The sequence below is a fragment of the Edaphobacter dinghuensis genome (genome assembly GCF_014640335.1).
GTDB classification, from domain to species: domain Bacteria; phylum Acidobacteriota; class Terriglobia; order Terriglobales; family Acidobacteriaceae; genus Edaphobacter; species Edaphobacter dinghuensis.
In genome coordinates this window covers 1-21,406 of record NZ_BMGT01000003.1, presented here as the reverse complement: position 1 = coordinate 21,406, position 21,406 = coordinate 1, and the positions used below count along the sequence as shown (strand labels likewise).

General features: G+C 59.8%; 18 protein-coding genes and 1 tRNA gene. 4 read left to right on the top strand and 15 right to left on the bottom strand.

All coding sequences use genetic code 11. From position 1 onward, the window contains the following. Positions 1-31: 31 nt before the first annotated feature. The 5 genes from rpoC to rplA all read right to left on the bottom strand — a co-directional run bounded on the left by rpoC (position 32) and on the right by rplA (position 11,588). Positions 32-4,222, bottom strand: a complete 4,191-nt coding sequence (rpoC, locus tag IEW09_RS11910) for a DNA-directed RNA polymerase subunit beta' (RefSeq protein WP_188554460.1) — start codon at positions 4,220-4,222, stop codon at positions 32-34. 192 nt (positions 4,223-4,414) lie between these two features. Further along, positions 4,415-8,902: a DNA-directed RNA polymerase subunit beta gene (gene rpoB, locus IEW09_RS11905; RefSeq protein WP_188554459.1), complete on the bottom strand. Its 4,488-nt coding sequence runs from the start codon at positions 8,900-8,902 to the stop codon at positions 4,415-4,417. Between the two features lie 649 nt (positions 8,903-9,551). Further along, positions 9,552-9,926 (bottom strand): 50S ribosomal protein L7/L12, encoded by a 375-nt coding sequence (rplL, locus tag IEW09_RS11900; protein WP_188554458.1) that lies wholly within the window; start codon positions 9,924-9,926, stop codon positions 9,552-9,554. Between the two features lie 154 nt (positions 9,927-10,080). After that, positions 10,081-10,797 carry a 50S ribosomal protein L10 gene (gene rplJ / locus IEW09_RS11895; RefSeq protein WP_188554457.1) on the bottom strand — a complete coding sequence of 239 codons (717 nt, stop codon included), beginning with the start codon at positions 10,795-10,797 and terminating at the stop codon, positions 10,081-10,083. A gap of 80 nt (positions 10,798-10,877) precedes the next feature. Beyond that, complete coding sequence (rplA, locus tag IEW09_RS11890) at positions 10,878-11,588, bottom strand: 50S ribosomal protein L1 (RefSeq protein WP_188554456.1); 711 nt, start codon at positions 11,586-11,588, stop codon at positions 10,878-10,880. Between the two features lie 211 nt (positions 11,589-11,799). On the opposite strand from rplA, the gene IEW09_RS11885 reads away from it, so the two are divergent. Continuing rightward, complete coding sequence (locus tag IEW09_RS11885; RefSeq protein WP_188554455.1) at positions 11,800-12,357, top strand: sugar O-acetyltransferase; 558 nt, start codon at positions 11,800-11,802, stop codon at positions 12,355-12,357. A gap of 80 nt (positions 12,358-12,437) precedes the next feature. Here the strand turns inward: IEW09_RS11885 and IEW09_RS11880 are convergent, their stop codons facing one another. Then, positions 12,438-12,824 (bottom strand): hypothetical protein, encoded by a 387-nt coding sequence (locus IEW09_RS11880; protein ID WP_188554454.1) that lies wholly within the window; start codon positions 12,822-12,824, stop codon positions 12,438-12,440. Positions 12,825-12,848: 24 nt separating this feature from the next. Continuing rightward, on the bottom strand, positions 12,849-13,469 hold the full coding sequence (locus IEW09_RS11875) for an FMN-dependent NADH-azoreductase (RefSeq protein WP_188554453.1): 621 nt from the start codon (positions 13,467-13,469) through the stop codon (positions 12,849-12,851). Between the two features lie 114 nt (positions 13,470-13,583). Here IEW09_RS11875 and IEW09_RS11870 point away from each other — a divergent pair, with 114 nt between their 5' ends. Further along, positions 13,584-14,201: a TetR/AcrR family transcriptional regulator gene (locus IEW09_RS11870; protein WP_188554452.1), complete on the top strand. Its 618-nt coding sequence runs from the start codon at positions 13,584-13,586 to the stop codon at positions 14,199-14,201. A 223-nt stretch (positions 14,202-14,424) separates the two neighbouring features. On the opposite strand, the gene IEW09_RS11865 is transcribed toward IEW09_RS11870, so the two are convergent. Both IEW09_RS11865 and IEW09_RS11860 read right to left on the bottom strand, forming a co-directional pair. After that, the gene (locus IEW09_RS11865; RefSeq protein ID WP_188554451.1) at positions 14,425-15,303 is read right to left on the bottom strand and encodes a 2-dehydropantoate 2-reductase; all 879 of its coding nucleotides are present in this window, start codon (positions 15,301-15,303) and stop codon (positions 14,425-14,427) included. Positions 15,304-15,457: 154 nt separating this feature from the next. Next, positions 15,458-16,471 carry a carboxypeptidase regulatory-like domain-containing protein gene (locus IEW09_RS11860; RefSeq protein ID WP_188554450.1) on the bottom strand — a complete coding sequence of 338 codons (1,014 nt, stop codon included), beginning with the start codon at positions 16,469-16,471 and terminating at the stop codon, positions 15,458-15,460. Positions 16,472-16,616: 145 nt separating this feature from the next. On the opposite strand from IEW09_RS11860, the gene IEW09_RS11855 reads away from it, so the two are divergent. Both IEW09_RS11855 and IEW09_RS11850 read left to right on the top strand, forming a co-directional pair. Beyond that, entirely contained in the window at positions 16,617-18,056 is a 1,440-nt protein-coding gene (locus IEW09_RS11855; RefSeq protein ID WP_229739267.1) for a glucoamylase family protein, read from the top strand. Positions 18,057-18,154: 98 nt separating this feature from the next. Beyond that, positions 18,155-19,198, top strand: coding sequence for an SPL family radical SAM protein (locus IEW09_RS11850; RefSeq protein WP_188554449.1), 1,044 nt, complete (start codon positions 18,155-18,157; stop codon positions 19,196-19,198). A gap of 106 nt (positions 19,199-19,304) precedes the next feature. On the opposite strand, the gene rplK is transcribed toward IEW09_RS11850, so the two are convergent. The 6 genes from rplK to IEW09_RS11820 form a co-directional block, all read right to left on the bottom strand. Next, complete coding sequence (gene rplK / locus IEW09_RS11845) at positions 19,305-19,739, bottom strand: 50S ribosomal protein L11 (RefSeq protein ID WP_188554448.1); 435 nt, start codon at positions 19,737-19,739, stop codon at positions 19,305-19,307. 102 nt (positions 19,740-19,841) lie between these two features. Next, complete coding sequence (gene nusG, locus IEW09_RS11840; protein ID WP_188554447.1) at positions 19,842-20,504, bottom strand: transcription termination/antitermination protein NusG; 663 nt, start codon at positions 20,502-20,504, stop codon at positions 19,842-19,844. 44 nt (positions 20,505-20,548) lie between these two features. Continuing rightward, positions 20,549-20,809 (bottom strand): preprotein translocase subunit SecE, encoded by a 261-nt coding sequence (gene secE, locus IEW09_RS11835; protein WP_188554446.1) that lies wholly within the window; start codon positions 20,807-20,809, stop codon positions 20,549-20,551. A gap of 66 nt (positions 20,810-20,875) precedes the next feature. Then, a tRNA-Trp gene (locus IEW09_RS11830) sits at positions 20,876-20,951 on the bottom strand. A 64-nt stretch (positions 20,952-21,015) separates the two neighbouring features. Continuing rightward, positions 21,016-21,165 (bottom strand): 50S ribosomal protein L33, encoded by a 150-nt coding sequence (gene rpmG / locus IEW09_RS11825; protein WP_013579310.1) that lies wholly within the window; start codon positions 21,163-21,165, stop codon positions 21,016-21,018. 114 nt (positions 21,166-21,279) lie between these two features. Next, on the bottom strand, positions 21,280-21,406 hold a 127-nt coding region (locus IEW09_RS11820), incomplete at its 5' end, for an EF-Tu C-terminal domain-related protein (RefSeq protein ID WP_505661219.1).

Below are 21,406 nucleotides of genomic sequence, written 5' to 3'. Positions count from 1 at the left end.
TTGCGCGTGAGCGCGTTGCTGTGTGTGATGCTTACTCGGCGGCCATCTCTTCTTGTTCGCCTTCCATGCGCATCTGTTCGAGTTCGCGCTCTTCGGCGTCGTGGGCTTCCTGCACCTCGGCCTGAACCTGGGCTGCCGCTTCTTCGAGCTCGGGTGAGAGCTGGACGTTGCGGTAGTACTCCATGCCGGTTCCGGCGGGGATGAGGCGACCGACGATGACGTTTTCCTTGAGGCCGCGCAGCGTGTCTACCGAGCCGTTGATCGAAGCCTCGGTGAGTACGCGGGTGGTCTCCTGGAAGCTGGCCGCCGAGATGAAGCTGTCGGTCGAGAGCGACGCCTTGGTGATGCCGAGCAGAAGCGAGCGGCCGATGGCGGGACGGCCACCTTCCATGAGGACGCGCTGGTTTTCGGCGTTGAAGCGGAAGCGGTCCGTCTGCTGATCGACGAGGAAGCTGGTGTCACCCACATCTTCGATCTTGACCCAGCGAAGCATCTGACGAACGATGGTTTCGATGTGCTTGTCGGAGATGGCCACACCCTGCAGGCGATAGACTTCCTGGATTTCGTTGACGAGGTACTGCTGCAGTGCACGCTCGCCGAGGACTTCCAGAATGTCGTGCGGGTTGCGGGGACCGTCGATGAGCGCGTCACCGGCACGGAGGCGTTCGCCTTCCTGCACGTTGACGTAGACACCGCGAGGAACGCTGTACTCCTCTTCCTGACCGTTGTCGGCAGTGACGTAGACCTTGCGCTGTCCCTTGGAGACTTCGCCGAAGCGAACGACACCATCGATCTTGCTGATGATTGCCGGGTCGCGGGGCTTGCGGGCCTCGAAGAGCTCGACGACGCGGGGCAGACCGCCGGTAATGTCCTTGGTACGCGTGGTTTCGCGCGGGATCTTGGCAAGGATGTCGCCGGGGAAGAGCTCGTCGCCGTCGGCCACCATAAGGTGAGCGCGCGAGGGCATGAGGTAACGCTTGTTGCCAGCGGGGCTCTTGATGATGATGGTCGGCTGGCGCTTCTCGTCGGGAGAGTCGGCGACGACGAGACGGCTGAGGCCGGTGACTTCGTCGATCTCTTCGTTGAGGGTGACGCCTTCCTGGAGGTCCTTGAACTGCACGGTTCCGGCGATCTCGGTGAGGAGCGAGAAGGTGTACGGATCCCACTCGCCGAGCTTGTCGCCGAGCTTGACCTGCGCACCGTCTTCGACCTTGAGCTTGGCGCCGTAGACGATGGCGTAACGCTCTTTCTCGCGGCCCTTGTCGTCGATGATGGCGATGGAGCCGTTACGGTTCATCGCGACCAGGTCGCCCGACTTGGCGCGGACCGTGACCAGGTTGATGAAGCGCACGGTACCGGCGTTCTTGGCCTCGATGTGCGAGGCGTCGGAGACGCGCGATGCGGTTCCGCCGATGTGGAAGGTACGCATGGTGAGCTGCGTGCCGGGCTCGCCGATGGACTGCGCCGCGATGACGCCGACGGCTTCGCCCATCTCCACCATCTTGCCGGAGCCGAGGTTACGGCCGTAGCAGAGGATGCAGACGCCGCGCTTGGACTCGCAGGTGAGCACGGAGCGGATCTTGACGCGCTCGATGCCGGCTGCCTGGATTGCGCTGGCCAGCTCTTCGTCGATCTCCTGGTTGATTTCAACGATGGTCTTGCCTTCGTAGTCCTTGAGCTTCTCGAGCGAGACGCGACCGATGATGCGGTCGCGCAGAGGCTCGATGGTCTCACCGGCTTCGATGATCGGTGTGACGTAGATGCCTTCGACCGTGCCGCAGTCGTGCTGCGAGATGATGACATCCTGCGCAACGTCGACGAGACGGCGGGTGAGGTAACCCGAGTCCGCGGTCTTGAGCGCGGTATCGGCAAGGCCCTTACGTGCTCCGTGGGTCGAGATGAAGTACTGGAGAACGGTGAGGCCTTCGCGGAAGTTCGCCGTGATGGGGGTTTCGATGATTTCGCCCGAGGGCTTGGCCATCAAACCACGCATACCGGAGAGTTGACGAATCTGCTGTTTGGAACCACGAGCACCGGAGTCGGCCATGATGTAGATCGGGTTCATGGCGCCGTCCTTGTCGGCCTGCTTCATGTTGTTGAACATGTCGTCGGCGACGCGCTCGGTGACAGTCGACCACATCTGGATGACCTTGTTGTTACGCTCACCGTTGGTGATGGCACCGTCGAGGTACTGCTGCTGAACGTTGATGACCTGCTTTTCGGCATCGCCGACGACCGTGTACTTGGACGCGGGGATGACCATGTCGTCGAGGCCAACGGAGAGGCCGGACCGGGTGGCGTAACGGAAGCCGAGGTCCTTGATCTTGTCGAGCGTCTTGACGGTGGTCTCGAGGCCGAGGTTGAGGTAGCAGTAGTTGACGAGCTGGCCGATGCCCTTCTTCTTGAGCAGGCCGTTGACGTAGGGCATGCCCTCGGGGAGCGCATCGTTGAGGATGGCGCGGCCGACGGTCGTGTTGATGTACTGCTTGTTGAACTCGACCGGCTCGGTGTGGGTGATGTCCTGATCGTCGTACGCCGTGGTCATGTCGAGGACAGGGCCGGTGTAGCGAAGACGGATGGGGGTAAGCGTCTCGACCTGCTTCGCTTCGAGGGCCATGAAGACCTCTTCGATGTTGGCGAAGACGCGGCCTTCACCCTTGGCGTTCAACTTTGCCTTGGTGAGGTAGTAGATACCGAGCACGAGGTCCTGCGTCGGCACGGTGATCGGCTGGCCGCTGGCGGGCGAGAGGATGTTGTGCGAAGCGAGCATGAGAACGCTGGCTTCGATCTGTGCCTCGGGCGAGAGCGGGATGTGGACAGCCATCTGGTCGCCGTCGAAGTCCGCGTTGAAGGCGGTGCAGACGAGCGGATGGATCTTGATCGCCTTGCCTTCGACGAGCACCGGCTCAAACGCCTGGATACCGAGGCGGTGGAGGGTCGGAGCGCGGTTCAGCAGGACGGGGTGGTCCTTGATGACCTCTTCGAGGATGTCCCAGACGATGGGGTCCTGCAGCTCAACCATCTCTTTAGCCTGCTTGATGGTGGTGCAGTGGCCGGTCTGCTCGAGGCGGTGATAGATGAAGGGCTTGAAGAGCTCGAGCGCCATCTTCTTGGGAAGACCGCACTGGTGCAGCTTCAGCTCGGGGCCGACGACGATGACCGAACGGCCGGAGTAGTCGACGCGCTTACCGAGAAGGTTCTGACGGAAGCGGCCCTGCTTGCCCTTGAGGGTGTCGGAGAGCGACTTCAGCGGACGGTTGTTCGCGCCACGCAGGACGCGGCCACGGCGACCGTTGTCGAACAGAGCGTCGACGGCCTCCTGCAACATGCGCTTTTCGTTGCGGACGATGACCTCGGGTGCATGGAGATCCATCAGCTTCTTGAGGCGGTTGTTGCGGTTGATGACGCGGCGATAGAGATCGTTGAGGTCGGACGTGGCGAAGCGTCCGCCGTCGAGCGGCACGAGCGGGCGAAGCTCGGGCGGGATAACGGGGATCACGTCGAGAATCATCCACTGCGGCAGGTTGTCGGACTTGCGGAAGGCCTCGACGATCTTGAGGCGCTTGGAGTACTTGAGCTTCTTCTGGAGCGAGGTCTCCTGCTTCATGCGCTCGCGCAGCTCGATGGCAAGCTCGGTGACTTCGACGCGCTTGAGAAGTTCCTTGATGGCTTCGGCACCCATCATGGCCTTGAAGCCGGAGGGGCGATACTGCTGATCGAGCTCGCGGAACTTGTTCTCGTCCTTGATGACCTCGCGCTCCTTGACGGGCGCGTCGCCTGGATCGACGACGACGTAGGACTCGAAGTAGAGGACGGCTTCGAGCTCACGCAGCGAGATGTCGAGCAGGTGGCCGATACGCGACGGCAGGCCCTTGAAGAACCAGACGTGCGAGCAGGGGCTGGCGAGCTCGATGTGGCCGAGGCGTTCGCGACGGACCTTCGAGAGCGTAACTTCGACGCCGCACTTGTCGCAGATGACGCCGCGGTGCTTCATGCGCTTGTACTTGCCGCAGAGGCACTCCCAGTCGGTGATGGGCCCGAAGATGCGGGCGCAGAAGAGGCCGTCGCGCTCGGGCTTGAAGGTACGGTAGTTGATGGTCTCGGGCTTCGTGACTTCGCCATGCGACCAGCTGCGGATCTTCTCGGGGCTGGCGAGCTGGATCTTGATGGCGTCGAAGTCGGCGATGGGGCCGGTCAGTTCAAAGGGGCTGGAGCGGAACATATTGGGCGTCTCCCTTATTTCCTGCGCTTGCAGGTTGCAGCATGTGCTGCGGTTACGAAATCTGTTTGCGATGACTCAGGGCGCATCGCGTTGCCGTGGTTCTAAAGCTGTTGCTCTTCTTTCAATTGTGGTGCCACCTTGAGGTGGCGGCCCGGAGAGTTTACGCATGAACCTCCCCGGGTCTTTGTTGCGTTAGTCGGCTGCTGCGATCTCAGGCACCGGAAGCTTCTTCTGGTCGGACTGCTTGATGAGTTCCACATCGAGGCAGAGCGACTGAAGCTCGCGGATGAGCACGTTGAACGACTCGGGTACACCCGGCTCGATGGCTGCTTCGCCCTTGACGATGGCTTCGTAGATCTTGGTACGACCGAAGACGTCGTCGGACTTCGCGGTGAGCAGTTCCTGCAGGATGTACGCTGCGCCGTAGGCTTCGAGCGCCCAGACTTCCATCTCTCCGAAGCGCTGTCCACCGAACTGTGCCTTACCACCGAGCGGCTGCTGGGTGATGAGCGAGTACGGTCCGATCGAGCGAGCGTGGATCTTGTCGTCGACAAGGTGAGACAGCTTCAGCATGTAGATGTAGCCAACGGTGGCGGGCTGTTCGAACTCGTCGCCCGTCATACCGTCGTGCAAGAGCGACTTGCCGGAGCTGGGCAGACCAGCGGCCTTGAGGAGCGCCTTGATCTCGCCTTCGCGTGCGCCGTCGAAGACTGCCGTGCCGAACCAGATGCCGCGCTTCATGCCGGCGGCGACACGCAGGGTCTGCTCGTCGTCGAGGTCAAGAAGCTGGTTGAGAGCGGCGGTGTTGGCAAAGCGTGCCTTGAAGAGCTCGCGGACTTCGCTGGCTTCGGTGTGCGTCGCGGCGATCTCGGCGACCTGCTTGCCGAGCTCGTGCGCTGCCCATCCGAGGTGCGTCTCGAGGATCTGACCGACGTTCATACGAGAAGGCACGCCGAGAGGATTGAGGACGATCTCGACCGGGGTTCCGTCGGGGAGGTACGGCATGTCCTCTTCCGGCAGAATGCGGGCGATAACACCCTTGTTACCGTGGCGTCCGGCCATCTTGTCGCCGACCGACAGCTTGCGCTTCATGGCGATGTAGACCTTGACCATCTTGATGACGCCGGGCGAAAGCTCGTCGCCCTTGGACATCTTGCCGATCTTCTCGTTGGTGATCTTACGGAGAACGTCGATCTGACGCGAGGTCATCTCTTCGATCTCGTCGATCTGCTCGTTGACGCGGGGGTCCTTGTCGGCGTAGCGGATGCGCTTGAGGTTACGAGTGCTGATCAGCTCGATGGTGTCGCGGTCGAGAATGTCGCCCTTGTTGAGCAGCTTTTTGTTGGTGCGCTCGTCGTGCAGGTCGGCGAGAACTTCCTTCGCGCCGAGAATTGCCTCGAGACGCTTGAGGCGCTCGTCGGTGAGAATACGAATCTCATCGGCGAGGTTGCGCTCGAGCTTCTCGATCTGCTCCTGCTCGATCTGCTTGGCACGCTCGTCCTTCTCCTGGCCCTTGCGGCTGAAGATGCGAACGTCAACGACAGTGCCCTCGATGCCCGGAGGGCATGTGAGCGAGGCGTCGCGAACGTCTCCGGCCTTTTCGCCGAAGATGGCGCGCAGCAGCTTCTCTTCCGGCGTCAACTGGGTCTCGCCCTTGGGCGTTACCTTGCCGACGAGGATGTCGTTGTGGCTGATCTTCGCACCGATGCGGATGATGCCCGACTCGTCGAGGTCACGCAGAGCGTGCTCGCTGACGTTGGGAATATCGCGGGTGATCTCTTCCGGCCCGAGCTTGGTGTCGCGAGCTTCGATCTCGAACTCCTCGATGTGGATCGAGGTGTAGTAGTCCTCGCGGACCAGCTTCTCCGAGATGAGGATCGCGTCCTCGAAGTTGTAACCGCGCCACGGCATGAAGGCTACCAGCACGTTGCGTCCGAGGCCGAGCTCGCCCTGCTCGGTGCAAGGACCGTCGGCGATAACCTGGCCCTTGACCACGCGGTCGCCCTTGCGAACGATCGGCTTCTGGTTGATGCAGGTGTTCTGGTTGGAGCGCTTGAACTTCGTGAGCTGATAGATGTCGGAGCCGACCTCACGCGAGAGCTGCGTGGGGTGGTGCTCGCCTTCGACACGAACGATGATGCGCTCGGAGTCGACCGAATCGATGATGCCGTTACGCTTGGCCAGAATGACGGCGCCGGAGTCGCGAGCGGTGACGCCCTCCATACCGGTTCCCACGAACGGAGCCTCAGCGACCAACAACGGCACCGACTGGCGTTGCATGTTGGCGCCCATCAAGGCGCGGTTCGCGTCGTCGTGCTCGAGGAACGGAACAAGACTCGCCGCAACGGATACAAGCTGTTTCGGGGAGACGTCAACGTAGTCGACTTCGGCCTTGTTGACGAGCACGAAGTTACCCTGACGGCGGGCATCGACAATGTCCTGAACGATGTTCAGGTGCTCATCGAGCTCGATGTTGGCCTGCGCGATGGTGTGACGGTCCTCTTCCCACGCCGAGAGATAGAAGCTGAAGGGAGCAAGATCCATGGTGCGCTTCTTGTCCTTCTTCAACTGCTCGTTCAGCTTGCGGGCTTCGCCGATCTCGAGGTAGTCGCCCTGCCGCAGACCGGACTCGCCAGCATTGACGACGGAGACGAAGTCGAGCGCCTTGCCGTCCTTGACGCGGCGGTAGGGAGACTCGATGAAGCCGTACTCGTTGATGCGGGCAAAGCAGGAGAGCGACGAGATCAGACCGATGTTCGGGCCTTCCGGCGTCTCGATCGGGCAGATGCGGCCGTAGTGAGTGGGGTGCACGTCGCGGACTTCAAAGCCAGCGCGCTCACGCGACAGACCACCGGGTCCAAGGGCCGACAGGCGGCGCTTGTGGGTGATCTCGGAGAGCGGGTTGGTCTGGTCCATGAACTGCGAGAGCTGCGAGGAGCCGAAGAACTCACGAATCGCGGCCATGACTGGCTTCGCGTTGATGAGGTCGTGCGGCATCGCCGTCGACATCTCCTGATAGACCGACATCTTTTCCTTGATGGCGCGTTCCATGCGGACGAGGCCGATGCGGAACTGGTTCTCCATCAGCTCGCCGACAGCGCGGACGCGGCGGTTGCCAAGGTGATCGATGTCATCCACCACGCCGATGTTCTTGCGCAGCTTGAGGAGATAGCGAATGGTGCCGTAGAAGTCCTCGGGGGTCAGGGTGCGATTGTCGAGGCCGGTGGCGTCCTGGTTCTCGTAGAGCTTGATGTTGAACTTGAGACGGCCTACGCGCGAGAAATCGTACTTGCGCGGATCGAAGAACATGCCTTCGAAGAGCGCGGTCGCGGTGTCGAGCGTCGGTGGGTCGCCGGGACGCAGCTTGCGGTAGATCTCGATGAGAGCTTCCTCAGGCTTGCGCACGGAGTCGCGGCGCAGGGTGTTGGTGATGATGTTGCCCACGTCGTCGCGCTCGGGGAAGAAGACCTCGAAGCTGGTGACGCCGGACTGGAGGATCTTGTGCAGCTTGTCGGCGGTCAACTCCTGATTGGCCTCGTAGAGCAGCTCGCCGGTGGAGAGATCGACGACATCGGAGGCGGTCATCGCGCCGTCGAACTCGCTGGTCTCAACCTCGACCTGCTCGATCTTGTGGCTGCGCAGACCCTTGAGCGAGTGCGCCGAGATCTTGCGGGTTGCCGGTGCAATCTCTTCGCCCTTGACCGTGATGGCGGCGGCAGGACGCGTGCCCTGCAGGTTGGTCGGTGTGCCCTCGGGGGCGACCTTCCAGCTCAGCTTGCCTTCCTTCACGTTGATGGTGTCAACGGTGTAGAAGGTCTTGAGAATTTCTTCGTCGGTACGCAGGCCGAGGGCGCGCAGGAAGATGGTGCCGAGGAACTTGCGCTTGCGGTCGATGCGGACATAGAGAGTGTTCTTCTGGTCGTACTCGAACTCGACCCAGCTGCCGCGGTAGGGGATGATCTTGCCGAGGAAGTAGGTACGGTTGTTCGCCGTCTCGAAGAAGACGCCGGGCGAACGGTGGAGCTGCGAGACGATGACGCGCTCGGTGCCGTTGACGATGAAGGTGCCGTTCTGGCTCATCAGCGGTATGTCGCCGAAGAAGACTTCCTGCTCCTTCATGTCGCGCAGGCTCTTGACGCCGGTCTCGGGGTCCTTGTCGTAGATCTTGAGACGGATGGTGACCTTGAGCGGTGCAGAGTAGGTCATGCCGCGCTCTTCGCACTCTGCCTGGTCGTACTTCAGCTGCAGGCCGACGGGGTCGCCGCACTTGGTGCAGAAGTCAGGGGTGTTCTTGTTGTAGGTTCCGCAGAAGTTGCAGAGTACATCGCCGGGATGGAAGGGATCGGTGATGACCATGTGACCGCAGTGCGAGCAGGCGGTACGCAGGTGGTTGAGACCCTTGAGGTAGCCGCACTTGCACTCCCAGTTGCCGATGGAGAAGTCGACGAACTCGAGCTCGGAGACGTTGCGGAAGTCCGTGATCGGGAAGACCGAGGTAAAGACCGACTGCAGGCCATTGTCCTCGCGCTCCTGGGGAAGCTTGTCCATCTGCAGGAAGCGCTCGTAGCTGCGGCGCTGAACCTCGATGAGGTTGGGAATCTGGATTGCGGTTGGGATTTTGGAAAAATCGAGACGGCTGCGGATCGCGCGCATTTCGCTGTTGTTGGACTGACCAGACATGCTCTCTCCTGAATACTTACCTTCGAGGTCCTCGTTTGTTTTGACTGCCCACCGAAAGGCCCGTCAACACGAACAAGGGGAGGGTTGGGTATGGCCCTCCGGGTTTGGTTCTGCTTGCGCAGTTACAGATGTTTTCGGGTCCTGCTGCCCTCGATGCCGCAGGCCCCGTGCGCAAAATGTCTTGCCGTATACAACCCCCGGCAATCAATCAAACTCGTAACTCATGAAACTTTTACTGTTCGCCGATACTGAGAACTGCTATAAAGAACGCGTACGAATGTTCCGAGCGCCCGCTTAACGCGGAAATGCCGATAAACACGGCAAAGCGCTCGAAGGGACAGCTTGTCCCATGAGCGCAAAGATCGACTTGTGCACTGTTTCTTTCGTTGTGGTGTAGATGCCTGCCGCCGTTTGAGGCTCGCCGTGCCCCAAAGTTGCTGCGCTCGCTTGTCCCATGACACTATGCATTTCTGCCGCTCGAAATACATAATGGCCGACTCCCTAGCCTGTTTTTCTACAGGATGAGCCGGATTTGCTGCCTAAAGTCTGCCGGTTTTTGCTGTCCGCCAAACAGCACGCTGAGGCGGAACGAATCTTTTCTAAAGAAAAGAATATCTCATTCTGCCTCAGCGTGCAAGTTTATGGCCAATTACTTGATTTCGACGGTTGCAACGCCTTCAAACTTCTTCGCGATGGCGGCTGCATCTTCCTTCGAAACGTTCTCCTTCAAGGGCTTGGGAGCGCCGTCGACCAGATCCTTGGCTTCCTTGAGGCCAAGAGCGGTGACTTCGCGTACAGCCTTGATGGTGTTGATCTTGTTCGCGCCGGCATCCTTCAGGATAACGGTGAACTCGGTCTTCTCTTCGGCCGGTGCCGCTGCTGCTGCGCCGCCGCCTGCTGCCGGGGCTGCAACTGCTGCTGCTGCCGAGACGCCAAGGCGCTCTTCGAGCTTCTTGACCAGGGCCGAAGCCTCGAGAAGGCTGAGGCTAACGATTGAATCTTCCAACTGCTGGATGTCTGCCATTTTATTTCTCCAATATAAGTCTGAACTTTTGTGATGCCTGTTGCCGATTACTTCTCCGAAACCCTACTGCGCCTCGGTTGCCTATGCCCTCTTGGGTTTCCGTTGCGCCCAGACCAGCGCACCCAAAAGAACCAGGCGAAAATTGTTGTCCCGCTTATCCTTCGACGGGGTCCGTGCTCGCCGCTTCCCCACCCTGCGATGCGGTGGAGTTCTCGGGCTGCTCTGCGCCGGAGGGCTGCTCGCCCGCCGCCGACTCAACTACGTGCGCCTCGGCGACCTTCTCGGCCTCGGGCTCTGTTGCGGGAGCTTCAGCCTTCGGCGCTTCTGCCGCGGGAGCTGCCGATCCGGCAAACTTGCCCTTCTCGACGCCCTGGTTGATGACGACAGCCAGATCGCGGCCGGTGGCGTTGATGACCGTGGCCAAACGCTGCGCGGGGGACTGAATGAGGAAGAGTAGCTTCGAGAAGAGCTCCTCCTTGCCCGGCATGGTCGCCAGTTCGCCAATCTCGCGAACGTCGATCACCTTGCCGTCGATGATGCCCAGCTTGAAGGTGAACTCGGCGTTGTCTTTGACCCATGTGGAGAGGGCCTTCGCCAGCGCCACAGGATCGCCCGAGGTGTAAGCCACCGAGGAGACGCCCTTAAGGCCCTTCAACGCGGCCTCAATCTTGGTTCCTTCAGCTGCGCGTGCGGCCAGCTTGTTCTTGACGACGTGATAGCTTCCGCCTGCGCCTCGAACTGCCTTGCGCAGCTCGAAGTCCTTCGACGCGGTGAGGCCTGTAAATGTGCCGATAATTGCGGAGGTAGAGCTTTCGAGCTCGCTCGCCAGCTTCTTAACCTTGTCCGTCTTTACTGCTCTGGTCAATGCCATGACTGAATCCTCTTCGTTTCACTGCCCGGCTCCTCGCTTACGCGGCCAGAGAGGGCCTCATGCTGTCTAAAAAATGTGAACTAGGCCTTGCCGGCTGCCTCAGCAGCGGCGAAGTCGAGCTGAATGCCAGGGCCCATCGTCGAGCTGAGCGTGACACCCTTGATGTACTTGCCCTTGGCAGCCGAAGGCTTGGCCTTGACCACGCTCGAGATGACCGTCATTGCGTTGTCGACCAGCTTCTGCGAATCGAACGAAAGCTTGCCCACGGGAACGTGAACCAGAGCAGTCTTGTCGGTGCGGAACTCGACCTTACCGGCCTTGATCTCTTTGACCGCAGCCGCAACGTCGGTGGTGACCGTTCCGGTCTTCGGGTTCGGCATCAGGCCCTTGGGACCGAGCACCTTACCGAGACGGCCAACGGACTTCATCATGTCCGGCGTGGCGATCAGGGCATCGAAGGCCGTCCAGCCTTCTTTCTGAATCTTCTCGACCAGCTCTTCGCCGCCGAAGAACTCGGCACCGGCAGCCTCCGCATCGCGAACCTTATCGCCCGAGGCGATAACGGCGACAACCTTGGTCGTTCCGAGGCCGTGCGGCAGAACCACTGTGCCGCGAACCATCTGGTCGGCGTGCCGGGGATCGACGCCGAGACGCATCGTCAGATCGACGGTCTCGTCGAACTTCGCATACTTTGCCTTTTGCAGGAGCGGAACTGCGTCCGCCAGAACGTAAGGACGGGGCTCAACGAGCGCGCGCGCCTTCGCCAAATTCTTAGAGATCTTCCTTGCCATTTTCCCTCGTCTCCCACCCCTCTGGAGATGTTCTTCCGGGCGTGGTTATCGACTGGTCTCAACTAGGTGTTGAGACACTCTTATAAGTATGCAGGATGGGTGGAAAAAGGTCAATCTATTTGACGATCGGGGAGTAGTTATACTTGGCGAACCCGGTGCCATGTTTGTGTGCCGGAACCCACGCTCAATACCAAGGCCAAGGAAATAGCGAATGTCGAATGAGGGCGGCGTCAGGACTATTCACAGAAGGACGCCGGAGTCAGCGGCTATGCTGGCGAATGTCAAGCGAGCGATGTCCATCACTGCCGCGCTGAACCGCCTGACCTTCAACGATGCGGACGAGGTTCGGGCGTTGTTCAGCGAACTTATTGGCAAAAAAGTGGATGAGAGCTTTTTGCTGATTCCGCCGTTTTACACCGCCGGAGGGGACGAGATCCGCGTTGGGCGGAATGTCTTTGTCAATCAGAACTGCACCTTCTATGACCTTGGCGGGCTCGACATCGGGGACGATGTGATGATCGGGCCGAACGTGAGCCTCATCACGGCGAGCCATCCGCTGGAACCTTCGGAGCGGCGCGCTGTCACCATTGGAAGGCCGATTGTGATTGAGAGAAACGTCTGGATCGCAGCCGGTGCAACGATTATCGGCGGAGTGACGGTAGGAGAAAACTCGGTTGTGGCGGCAGGTTCGGTCGTCACCAGGGACGTTCCTCCGAATACCCTGGTCGGAGGAAATCCGGCACGGGTCATTCGTTCGATTGGTGACTGATACGAACTGGAACTCGGGGATGCCCAGCCGCTTCGACTGTGCGGCAAAGCCAGATGGGCATCCCTTGGCCTTTGGCCTGCTTACTGCGCTGTGACCCGCTGCGCGAATATGCCTGCAAATGCCCGGCGAACGCTGCTGAAGACGATCAGCCAGAGGAGAGTCGTCATCAGAGCGAGGGGAAGGCCCGCCGGGGCCAGAAACGAGTGGAAGAGCAGGATGTTTACCAGCACCGGTCCCAGCAGAGTGAGCGCCAGCGGCACGAAGCGGTTAGACAGCAGGAGCGCGCCACCGATGATCTGGATAAGGAAGACCACGGTGAGATAGTGCGAGATGAACAGGGCTCCCATGTACTGCCCGGCCAGGCCGGTTGGTGGAGGCAAGGGGATGAAGTGGAGAAATCCGTTGAGGCCGAAGACCAGGAACAACAGTCCTAATAAATTGCGAGAGATTAAGGCAGCAATCTTCATGATTTTCTGTTTTCTCCTTTCGGCTTATGCCGCTACCGTTCTTACTTGTTCGAGGACTGGTTGCAGGAAGGTTGCACGATCCACGGTTCCGCGCATGAGCTGGGATGCACCGCTGGCGGTCACGAACTTCACATCGGTAATTCCGAGAAAGCCCAGAACGGCCTTCAGATAAGGCTCGACGAAGTTCATGGCTCCGGCTGGCGTTCCTACCTCGTAGAACCCTCCGCTTGCAACGATGATGGTTGCCTTCTTGCCCTTAAGCAGTCCCTGTGGGCCGGTTTCGCCGTAAGAAAAGGTGCGTCCGAGACGGGCTACCTGGTCGATCCAGAGCTTCAACACGGAGGGAACGCTGAAGTTATGCATGGCCACGCCAATGACGTACTCGTCGGCAACTTCGAGTTCGGCGATCAACTGCTCGGAGGTCGCGAGGGCTGCAGCCTGCTCCGGGGTTCGGGCAGCTTCGGGGGTAAAGGCGCTGCCAACCCACGCGGCATTGATCGGCGCTGCCGGGTTTGCTGCCAGATCGCGCTCGATCACAGCACCATCGGGGTGGGCGGCCTTCCAGGTCTTGACGAACTCGCGCGTCAATTCGCGGCTGATAGAGCTTTCCAGCGGACTTGAATCCAGATGCAGAAGAGTGGGCATATCGAAGTTCTCCTTGGCGACACTAGCCGCATAAACAACATATGTCGTTATAGACGACACGTGTCGTTGCTAAGATTCTTTTTCTGTTTGATACGCTCTAATCAACAGATCCTTATGCCGATTTCAGACTGTGAAGTTCGCGATCCCCGCATCCGCCGCACCCGGCAGCTCCTTCAGGGAGCGCTGCGCGAGCTGATGCTGACACACAGCTTCGACGAAATTTCGGTCCAGGACATTACCGATACGGCGACGGTAAACCGCGCCACCTTCTACGACCACTACACCGACAAGTTCGCTCTGCTCGACGCGATGGTGGGGGGTGGGTTCCACAAGCTGCTGCATGAGCGCAACATCAGCTTCGACGGCACATGCCCCAGCGCCGCGGCTTCAATCATTCTGGCCACGTGCGACTATCTGACCCAATCGCACGGCGACCGGGCGTGTACGAAACAAAATGCCTTTGAGCCGCTGATGGAGTCGGCTATGACTGCGGCCATTCGCCGGGTTGTCATCAACGGGATGAATAAGAATGGCAGGTCCGGCGCCTCAGCAGAGATGATTGCGACGACTGCGAGCTGGGCGATCTATGGCGCGGTCAAGCAATGGTTTTATACCCCCGACCATGTGGCTGCCGAAGAGATCGTCGGCCGTATTTTGCAGCTTGTGATGCCGATTCTGGAGGCTGACCGTATGGTGGAGCCACCTGATGCAGCGATTACGGCCCATGCCTGATTTCACAGGCAAAAGCTAAATACAGGGGTCTCTCCACTACGCTGCGCTTGCACCCCAACGAGCAAGCTCGTCGGGAGCCCCGCACTTCTGGTCGAGATGACGTGCGTTTGAGATTCTTCGATTTAGCGCGATTCTTTTCCAGGTGTAGTTTTGGCGATTCGAACAAAACGCAGATTCCCTTCGGGAATGACAAACAAAGGAAACTACACGTAAGAGGAAATCTCTAGTCCTTTGCTTTGGCCATCCGCTCCAATAGCGCAACTGCCATCTGGTTGCAGGGAGTGGCGATTCCGTGTTTTTTGCCTAAGCGCACGATCACGCCGTTGCGGGCGTCGATCTCCATCGGCCTGTGTGCGAGGCGGTCGGCGTGCAGGGAGTTGATGCCGTCGGCGGGAGCAGCGCGATAGGCTTGCAGCACTGCTTCGGCGACATCATTGTCCAATGTTGCTCCTTCGGCGCGGCCTACGGCGATGCACTCACGGACGATCTGTAGTGCGGTTTCGCCGATGGCCTCGTCGTGCAGGACTCCCGATGGCTGCAACAGCAGCGCGGGCAGCACACCGGCGGCGTTGTGGCACAGCTTGCGCCATGCGACCGTGATGAAGTCCGATACCTCGACGGCGTCTGCCGCGGTTCCGGCAAACAGATGGATGAAGGCTCGACCTAACTCGCCCTCGGGAGCCTTGAGGTGCATTATGCCGCGCTGACGAACGCGCTCCGGAGACTGACGCTCGGCTGGGCAATCCACAATGACGGGCAGAATTGAGTCCATCGGCACGTAGGGGGCGAACCGCTCGCGATGCTCCACGCCGTTCTGCAGAACTGCTACCGGAGCGCCGTCTGCACGAAGCTGCTTCAGCCACTTTGCTGCGCTAGCTGCGTCGTAGGCTTTGGTGGCAACGATGACCCAGTCGACAGCGGCTATTTTTGCGGGATCGGTGACTATCGTTGCGCGCACAGCTACCGGGCCGTCAGGTGTCTCTACCGTCAACTCTGCCAGCGGACGGCGCACGCACAGCACCAGCTCGTGTCCTGCCTGCTGCAGCAACGAGGCAATGATCGCACCGATTGCCCCTACTCCGATGATCGCTATTCGAGCCACTCTACATCCTCCGTTGTGATCTTAGAACCTCTTTGGAGGGACGGCGAAATACAGGGGTCTCTCCACTGCGGCGTGCGATGAAGCTGCACGCCTTCGGTCGAGATGACGTGAGTGGTTTCATTGAGAGGAACAGACAACGCCTCTCACGATATTTTTAGAAGCGGTAGCCGGGTTTGAGTTCGCAGCGGTAGACCGTGGTCTGGTCGCTTCCCTGGCTGGTGCGCGCCGTGCAGGTGGCCCAGCTCAGATAGAGGTCAGGCCCGAGGGGGAAGACCATGGGAGCGCCGTCGATCTCGCCCTCGAGGCTTACGCCCTCTTGCGTAGGCGGCAGTGTAAAGTTGAGCGCGCGACCGAAGATGACGGGGTAGGACTCGCGCACGTTGGAGCTGATGGCGGTGTGAAAGACCTCGGCCTCAAGAAGAAACGTCGCCGTGTTCGACCAGTCGATTGCGGAGACGGTGATGTAGCGACCGCCGTTCTTGAAGCCGCTGTCGTCAATTTTGGTAAAGGGGCATGGCCCGGCGATGCACGAGGCACGAACGTTGCCGAAGGTATTGTCCTGTCCGGCATCGAGGGTTGCTGAGCCGCGTGACGCCTTCCACTTCTTGTCGGGCGAGCAGAGCTGGTGCTTCACGCAAGGGACGTTTCCCTGGTTGACGACCTGGAAGGTTTTGACCGCGCTGCCGACGTTGGACTGCGTGCGCGAGTTGATGGTGTATCGCACGCGGATATTCGAGACTACGGACTCCTTGGCACCGGGGGCACCTTTGGGCGACTCGGGCAGTGGAACCATGGCGACGACATGCAGGCTCTCGTCGATCACCAGCCTGCCTGCCTGCAGGTTCAGATCGTATGGCTCGTAGTCCGGGTGGCGGAAGTGGACGACGATGGGCTGTCCGGACCACACCTGCCGCTGCAGGTCGAGCTTGAAGTAGCCTGCCGCATCGGACTGCGTCGTTGCGCTGACCACGCCATCGGATGCGGTGACGGTGACGTTCTCGATCGGCAGCTCTTTTCTGGTGTCGGCGTCACGGCGTATCACCGCGCCTTCGATCGGAATCGATCTGCGGATCGAGGGCGGGCGATGCACATGCAGGCGCACCAAAAACATAGCCGCAAGGGCCACCACCACTGCGATCATCGTCCAGGCAAGAGTTTTACCCTTCATTTGCTCTGTTATTGGACGTTTGATCGGCGCGATACGCTGCCCCATGCTCATGATTGCCTCCGCAGCGCATCTAATCTGCTGATGGTATTGTTCAGAGTCGAACCTCCGGCAGCATCAAACCTCTGAGCGAATACGGAAGAGATGAATGCGTGTGGATGATAACGAAGAAAGAGACCGGCAGATTCGCCGGATGATCGGGCAATACGGGAATAAGAGCTCGCGGCGCAGCCTGCTCCGCCAGATGGCGGGGGTTTCGCTTGGATTGCCGCTCGCGCACGCACTCCCTCTGCTGGGACAGCAGGCGGCCCAGCAGCAAGCCCAACAGGCCGCCCCACAAAAGGTCTCCGGACCGCATAAGACTCCGGCGCCTCCACCCGCGCCGAGCGCGCTTTCTCCTGAGGACGACCAGCTTCTCGACGAGATCGAGCGCGCCAGCTTTCTCTACTTCTGGGAGCAGGCCAACCCGCAGACCGGCCTGATCAAAGACCGCGCCAACACGCGCACCAAAGACACAAGCATCGTGGCCAGCATGGCAGCCACCGGCTTTGGCCTTACCGCCATCTGCATCGCGGACCAGCGCGGCTTCATTCCGCATAACGAGGCCCGCCTGCGCGTGGTCAATACGCTGCTCTTCATCTGGAAGAAGCTGCCGACGCATCGGGGCTTCTTCTATCACTTCGCCAACATCAATACGGGCGAGAGGATCTGGGACTCGGAGGTCTCGTCGGTCGATACGGCCATCCTGCTCTGCGGCATTCTCACTTGTCGTCAACACTTCAACGACCGTGGGGTGAACGGCCTGTCGGACGCCATATTCAATCGTGTCGACTGGACGTGGCTCTCGGAAGACACGACGCTGCTGCCGATGGGTTGGACGCCAGAGATCGGCTTTCTGCCCTACAAGTGGGACTACTACAGCGAGCTGATGATGATCTATCTGCTGGGGATGGGGTCGTCGGCGCATCCGCTGAATCCGCAGGCGTGGACGGCGTGGAAGCGCACCACCTTTGAGTACGACGGTCTGCGCTACATCGGCTCGTTCGCTCCGCTGTTTGTGCATCAGTATTCGCAGGCCTGGTTCGATTTTCGCCGCAAGAAGGACAACTACGCCGACTACTTCCAGAACTCGGCCATCGCCACCGATGTGCACCGCCGTTTCTGCATCGAACTGAACAAGATATTTCCCGATTACAGCAACGATCTGTGGGGCATCACTGCCTCGGACTCCGAAAAAGGCTATGTCATCTGGGGCGGACCACCGGCGATGGGACCGATCGACGGCACTGTCGTGCCCGCCGCGGCGGGTGGCTCGCTGCCGTTTCTGCCCGACGCGACCATGCGCGTCATCCGAAACATCAGAAAGAACTATCCGCAGGCGTGGTGCCGCTACGGCTTCGTCGATGCCTTCAATCCCCTGAAGAAGTGGTACGACACCGACGTTGTCGGCATCGACACCGGAATCACGCTACTGATGGCCGAGAACGCCCGCAGCGCGTTTATATGGGAGACCTTCATGAAGAACCCGGAGGCACAGCACGGAATGACCAAGGCCGGATTCAAGGAGTATCAACCTACGGTCGGCTGAGCTTTGATTTTGGCCGAAACTGCATTGAAATCAGCGTGGAAATCGTCTCTTGACACGGTCGTCGGACGGAGCTAATGTCGTCACAATAAGGCGAACATATGGCGAAAATAATCGGGTCGAACAATGAAGCGCTCTTCCCCATCCTGCCGCAGCTGACCGGCATTGCGCGACTCGCCTGTCACGCCGAACATGCTGACGATGGCCATCTGGTCGAGTTCAAGTCTCTCGAAGTCCGCAGCATTCTCAACAAATCCACCTCGAAGCGTCTGCGCTGGCTTGCCTGGAGCATCAACCCTTATCGCGGCTGCGAGTTTGGCTGCAAATATTGTTACGCCCGCTACACGCACGAGTTCATGGAGCTGCGCGATCCGCTCGACTTTGAGCGCATTATCTTCCTCAAGCAAAATGCAGCATGGCTGCTGGAGCAGGAGCTGCGCAGGATCGACCCTGCCGACGAGATCGCCCTCGGCACAGCGACCGATCCCTACCAGCCTATCGAGCGACGTGCGCGGATCACACGTAGCCTGCTCGAGGTTTTTGCTCGTCGCCAGGGCCATCGTCTCGGTATCGTCACCAAGTCGCGTCTGATTGAACGCGACATCGATCTGCTCACGGAGATCGCAAAGCACAACAAGCTTGTGCTCCACATCACCATCACTACACCGGACACGGAGCTGGCGCGGTTGCTGGAGCCACGTGCGCCGCGCCCTGATCTGCGCTTCCGGGCGGTCAAACGGCTGCGCGAGGCGGGGCTACGCACCGGCATCCTCTGCTGTCCGCTGTTGCCAGGAATTACCGATACACAGGAAGCCCTCAATGAGATGGCTCGTCGAGCGGCGGAGGTTGGCGCCAACTTTCTGGCTGCCAATCCCCTCTTCCTCAAGCCGTGCTCACGTCCTACTTACCTGAGCTTCGTTCGTGAGCACTTCCCTTCGCTACAGGCTGACTACGCCAAGCGCTTCGACCACGCCGACTTCGCCGCGCCGGACTATCGTCGAAAGCTGGCTCTGATGGTCGAGCAGGCGCGTCAGCTGCATGGCCTTGGGCAACGTCCGCTGGATGTGATGCCGCAACCAGTGGATGCTACCCGCAAACCTCCGGAGAGCGTGGGTGTTGCCGTTCAGCAGAGACTTTTTGCCTGAGGCGGTATCGGTTGTACGAATTAAAAGAAAACACCGGAGAGCCGCTGGCAACTGCCATCAACGGTCTTCCGGTGTCTCTCTTGATTGGAACGATAGCTTGCTGCGATTAGCCGATGACTTCAATGCCCATCGAGCGAGCGGTTCCGCGGATGGTCTTGGCGGCTGCCTCAACCGTGGCGGCGTTCATGTCCGGCATCTTCTGGGTGGCGATTGCGATGATCTGCTTCTCGGTGACCTTGCCCTTCTTCTCCTTGTTCGGAGTGCCCGAGCCCTTCTCGATTCCAGCAGCCTTCAACAGCAGCACCGGCGCCGGAGGCGTCTTGGTGATGAAGCTGAAAGTGCGATCGGCGTAGACGCTGATGACCACGGGGATCGTGAGGCCAGCCAGATCGGGAGCCTTGGTGCGGTCGTTGAACTGCTTGCAGAACTCCATGATGTTGACCTGCGCCTGACCGAGCGCGGGACCGACCGGGGGTGCCGGGGTGGCCTTGCCGGCCATGATCTGAAGCTTGACGTATCCAGTAATCTTCTTCGGTGCCATTGCGGTAAATCCTCTTTATGCTTCCCAGCCGGGGCCATAGCCTGGGCTGAAATAAGATAGGTAATTCCAAACTCTTCTTCCGCTGTTCGGCGGAAGCACTGCTTATTCCGTAACCTTGTCCACCTTCGAGAACTCGATCTCGACCGGGGTGGAACGGCCAAAGATGCTGACCATGACCTTGAGCGTCTGCTTGTCTTCGTTGACCTCGTCGACGGCTCCGGTGAAGTTGGCGAATGGTCCTTCGTTGATGCGGACCTGCTCGCCCTTGTCGAACTTGATCTTCAGCGCAGGCTTGTCCTTAGACACGTCGGAGCGGAAGAGGATGGAGCTGACCTCCTGCTCGGAGAGCGCCACCGGGTTATCGCCGGTGCCAAGGAAGCCCGTGACCCGAGGCGTGTTCTTGATGACGTGCCAGAGGTCGTTGTCGAGATCCATCTCGACCAGCACATAGCCGGGAAGAAAGACACGCTCGATGGTGTACTTCTTGCCGTTGCGAAGTTCGGTGACCGGCTCGGTCGGAATCATGATGCGGCCGATCTTGTTCTGCAGACCGAAGGCCGCGATGCGGCTCTCCAGCGATTCGCGCACCTTACGCTCAAAGCCGGAGTAGGCGTGGATGATGTACCACTTGAAGTTTTCATTCACCGGCGGAGCGAGCTGTTCCTCCGAATTCTCAGTGGATGCCTGCTCGCCGGCGTTCGCCGCGAGGGTCTGCTCTTCCGGATTCTGTTCTTCTGCCGCCATCGTTGTGCCTTCTTCGCGCATCGTTTACTTCTCTCTACTTATGCTACCGGACTTCCAAAATCTGCCTAGCTTGCGGTCAGCGCATGCAGGAGCGCCTCAATCGCGCGGCCGATGATGTTATCGACCAGCCAGAAGTAGCCCGCGAAGATAAAGACGGTAATGATGACCACGACCGTCGTGGACTGAACTTCGGGCCATCCCGGCCACCAGACCTTGCGCATCTCGCTGCGCACTTCCTTGAGGAACTCTCGCAGGCGTTCCGGCTGGTTCTTAAGCTGTTGCACTCCGGGCGTTGTCTGTTCTGCTACTGCTACCGTCTTGGCCATAGTGCTGCCTCAATCTTCGTGCTGCTAAATTCTTGTGCTGCATCCGGACTCTGCGGCCGGAGATACTGGCGGGGGAGCTCGGATTCGAACCGAGAAGTTCGGTTTTGGAGACCGACAGTTTAACCGTTGAGCTTACTCCCCCGGTCAAACCTTCAGCCGGGCTGCGAGCCCCTGGCTAAAAAGCCATGAGCCGCCGGCCAAACTGCTTACTTCGTCTCTTTGTGGTCCGTGTGCTTGCGGCAGGTATTGCAGAACTTCGAGAACTCCAGACGGCCAGTGGTCGTCTTCTTGTTCTTCGTCGTCGAGTAATTCCTGTTCTTGCACTCGGGGCATTGCAATGTGATAATTTCGCGCATCTTTCTATCCTAACCGATTTTGCTGAAAAACATGCTTCCGCTGCAAAATCCCTTTATTTTTGAATAGCAAGGCATGGCCGGAGACAGACTTGCTGCCTCCGGCCATGTTGCCAATTACTTGATGATTTCGGAGATGGTGCCTGCGCCGACGGTGCGTCCGCCTTCGCGGATGGCGAAGCGGAGGCCCTTCTCCATGGCCACCGGGGTGTGCAGCGTGATCTCGAGCGAGATGTTGTCGCCC

What these genes read in the sequence shown, in the direction of transcription:
- rplK (WP_188554448.1), bottom strand. Translation starts at nt 19,739, where the DNA reads ATGGCACCGAAGAAGATTACTGGATACGTCAAGCTTCAGATCATGGCC.
- IEW09_RS11850 (WP_188554449.1), top strand. Translation starts at nt 18,155, where the DNA reads ATGGCGAAAATAATCGGGTCGAACAATGAAGCGCTCTTCCCCATCCTG.
- IEW09_RS11855 (WP_229739267.1), top strand. Translation starts at nt 16,617, where the DNA reads ATGCGTGTGGATGATAACGAAGAAAGAGACCGGCAGATTCGCCGGATG.
- nusG (WP_188554447.1), bottom strand. Translation starts at nt 20,504, where the DNA reads ATGCGCGAAGAAGGCACAACGATGGCGGCAGAAGAACAGAATCCGGAA.
- rplA (WP_188554456.1), bottom strand. Translation starts at nt 11,588, where the DNA reads ATGGCAAGGAAGATCTCTAAGAATTTGGCGAAGGCGCGCGCGCTCGTT.
- IEW09_RS11860 (WP_188554450.1), bottom strand. Translation starts at nt 16,471, where the DNA reads ATGAAGGGTAAAACTCTTGCCTGGACGATGATCGCAGTGGTGGTGGCC.
- rplL (WP_188554458.1), bottom strand. Translation starts at nt 9,926, where the DNA reads ATGGCAGACATCCAGCAGTTGGAAGATTCAATCGTTAGCCTCAGCCTT.
- IEW09_RS11870 (WP_188554452.1), top strand. Translation starts at nt 13,584, where the DNA reads ATGCCGATTTCAGACTGTGAAGTTCGCGATCCCCGCATCCGCCGCACC.
- rpoB (WP_188554459.1), bottom strand. Translation starts at nt 8,902, where the DNA reads ATGTCTGGTCAGTCCAACAACAGCGAAATGCGCGCGATCCGCAGCCGT.
- secE (WP_188554446.1), bottom strand. Translation starts at nt 20,809, where the DNA reads ATGGCCAAGACGGTAGCAGTAGCAGAACAGACAACGCCCGGAGTGCAA.
- IEW09_RS11885 (WP_188554455.1), top strand. Translation starts at nt 11,800, where the DNA reads ATGTCGAATGAGGGCGGCGTCAGGACTATTCACAGAAGGACGCCGGAG.
- rpmG (WP_013579310.1), bottom strand. Translation starts at nt 21,165, where the DNA reads ATGCGCGAAATTATCACATTGCAATGCCCCGAGTGCAAGAACAGGAAT.
- IEW09_RS11880 (WP_188554454.1), bottom strand. Translation starts at nt 12,824, where the DNA reads ATGAAGATTGCTGCCTTAATCTCTCGCAATTTATTAGGACTGTTGTTC.
- rpoC (WP_188554460.1), bottom strand. Translation starts at nt 4,222, where the DNA reads ATGTTCCGCTCCAGCCCCTTTGAACTGACCGGCCCCATCGCCGACTTC.
- IEW09_RS11875 (WP_188554453.1), bottom strand. Translation starts at nt 13,469, where the DNA reads ATGCCCACTCTTCTGCATCTGGATTCAAGTCCGCTGGAAAGCTCTATC.
- rplJ (WP_188554457.1), bottom strand. Translation starts at nt 10,797, where the DNA reads ATGGCATTGACCAGAGCAGTAAAGACGGACAAGGTTAAGAAGCTGGCG.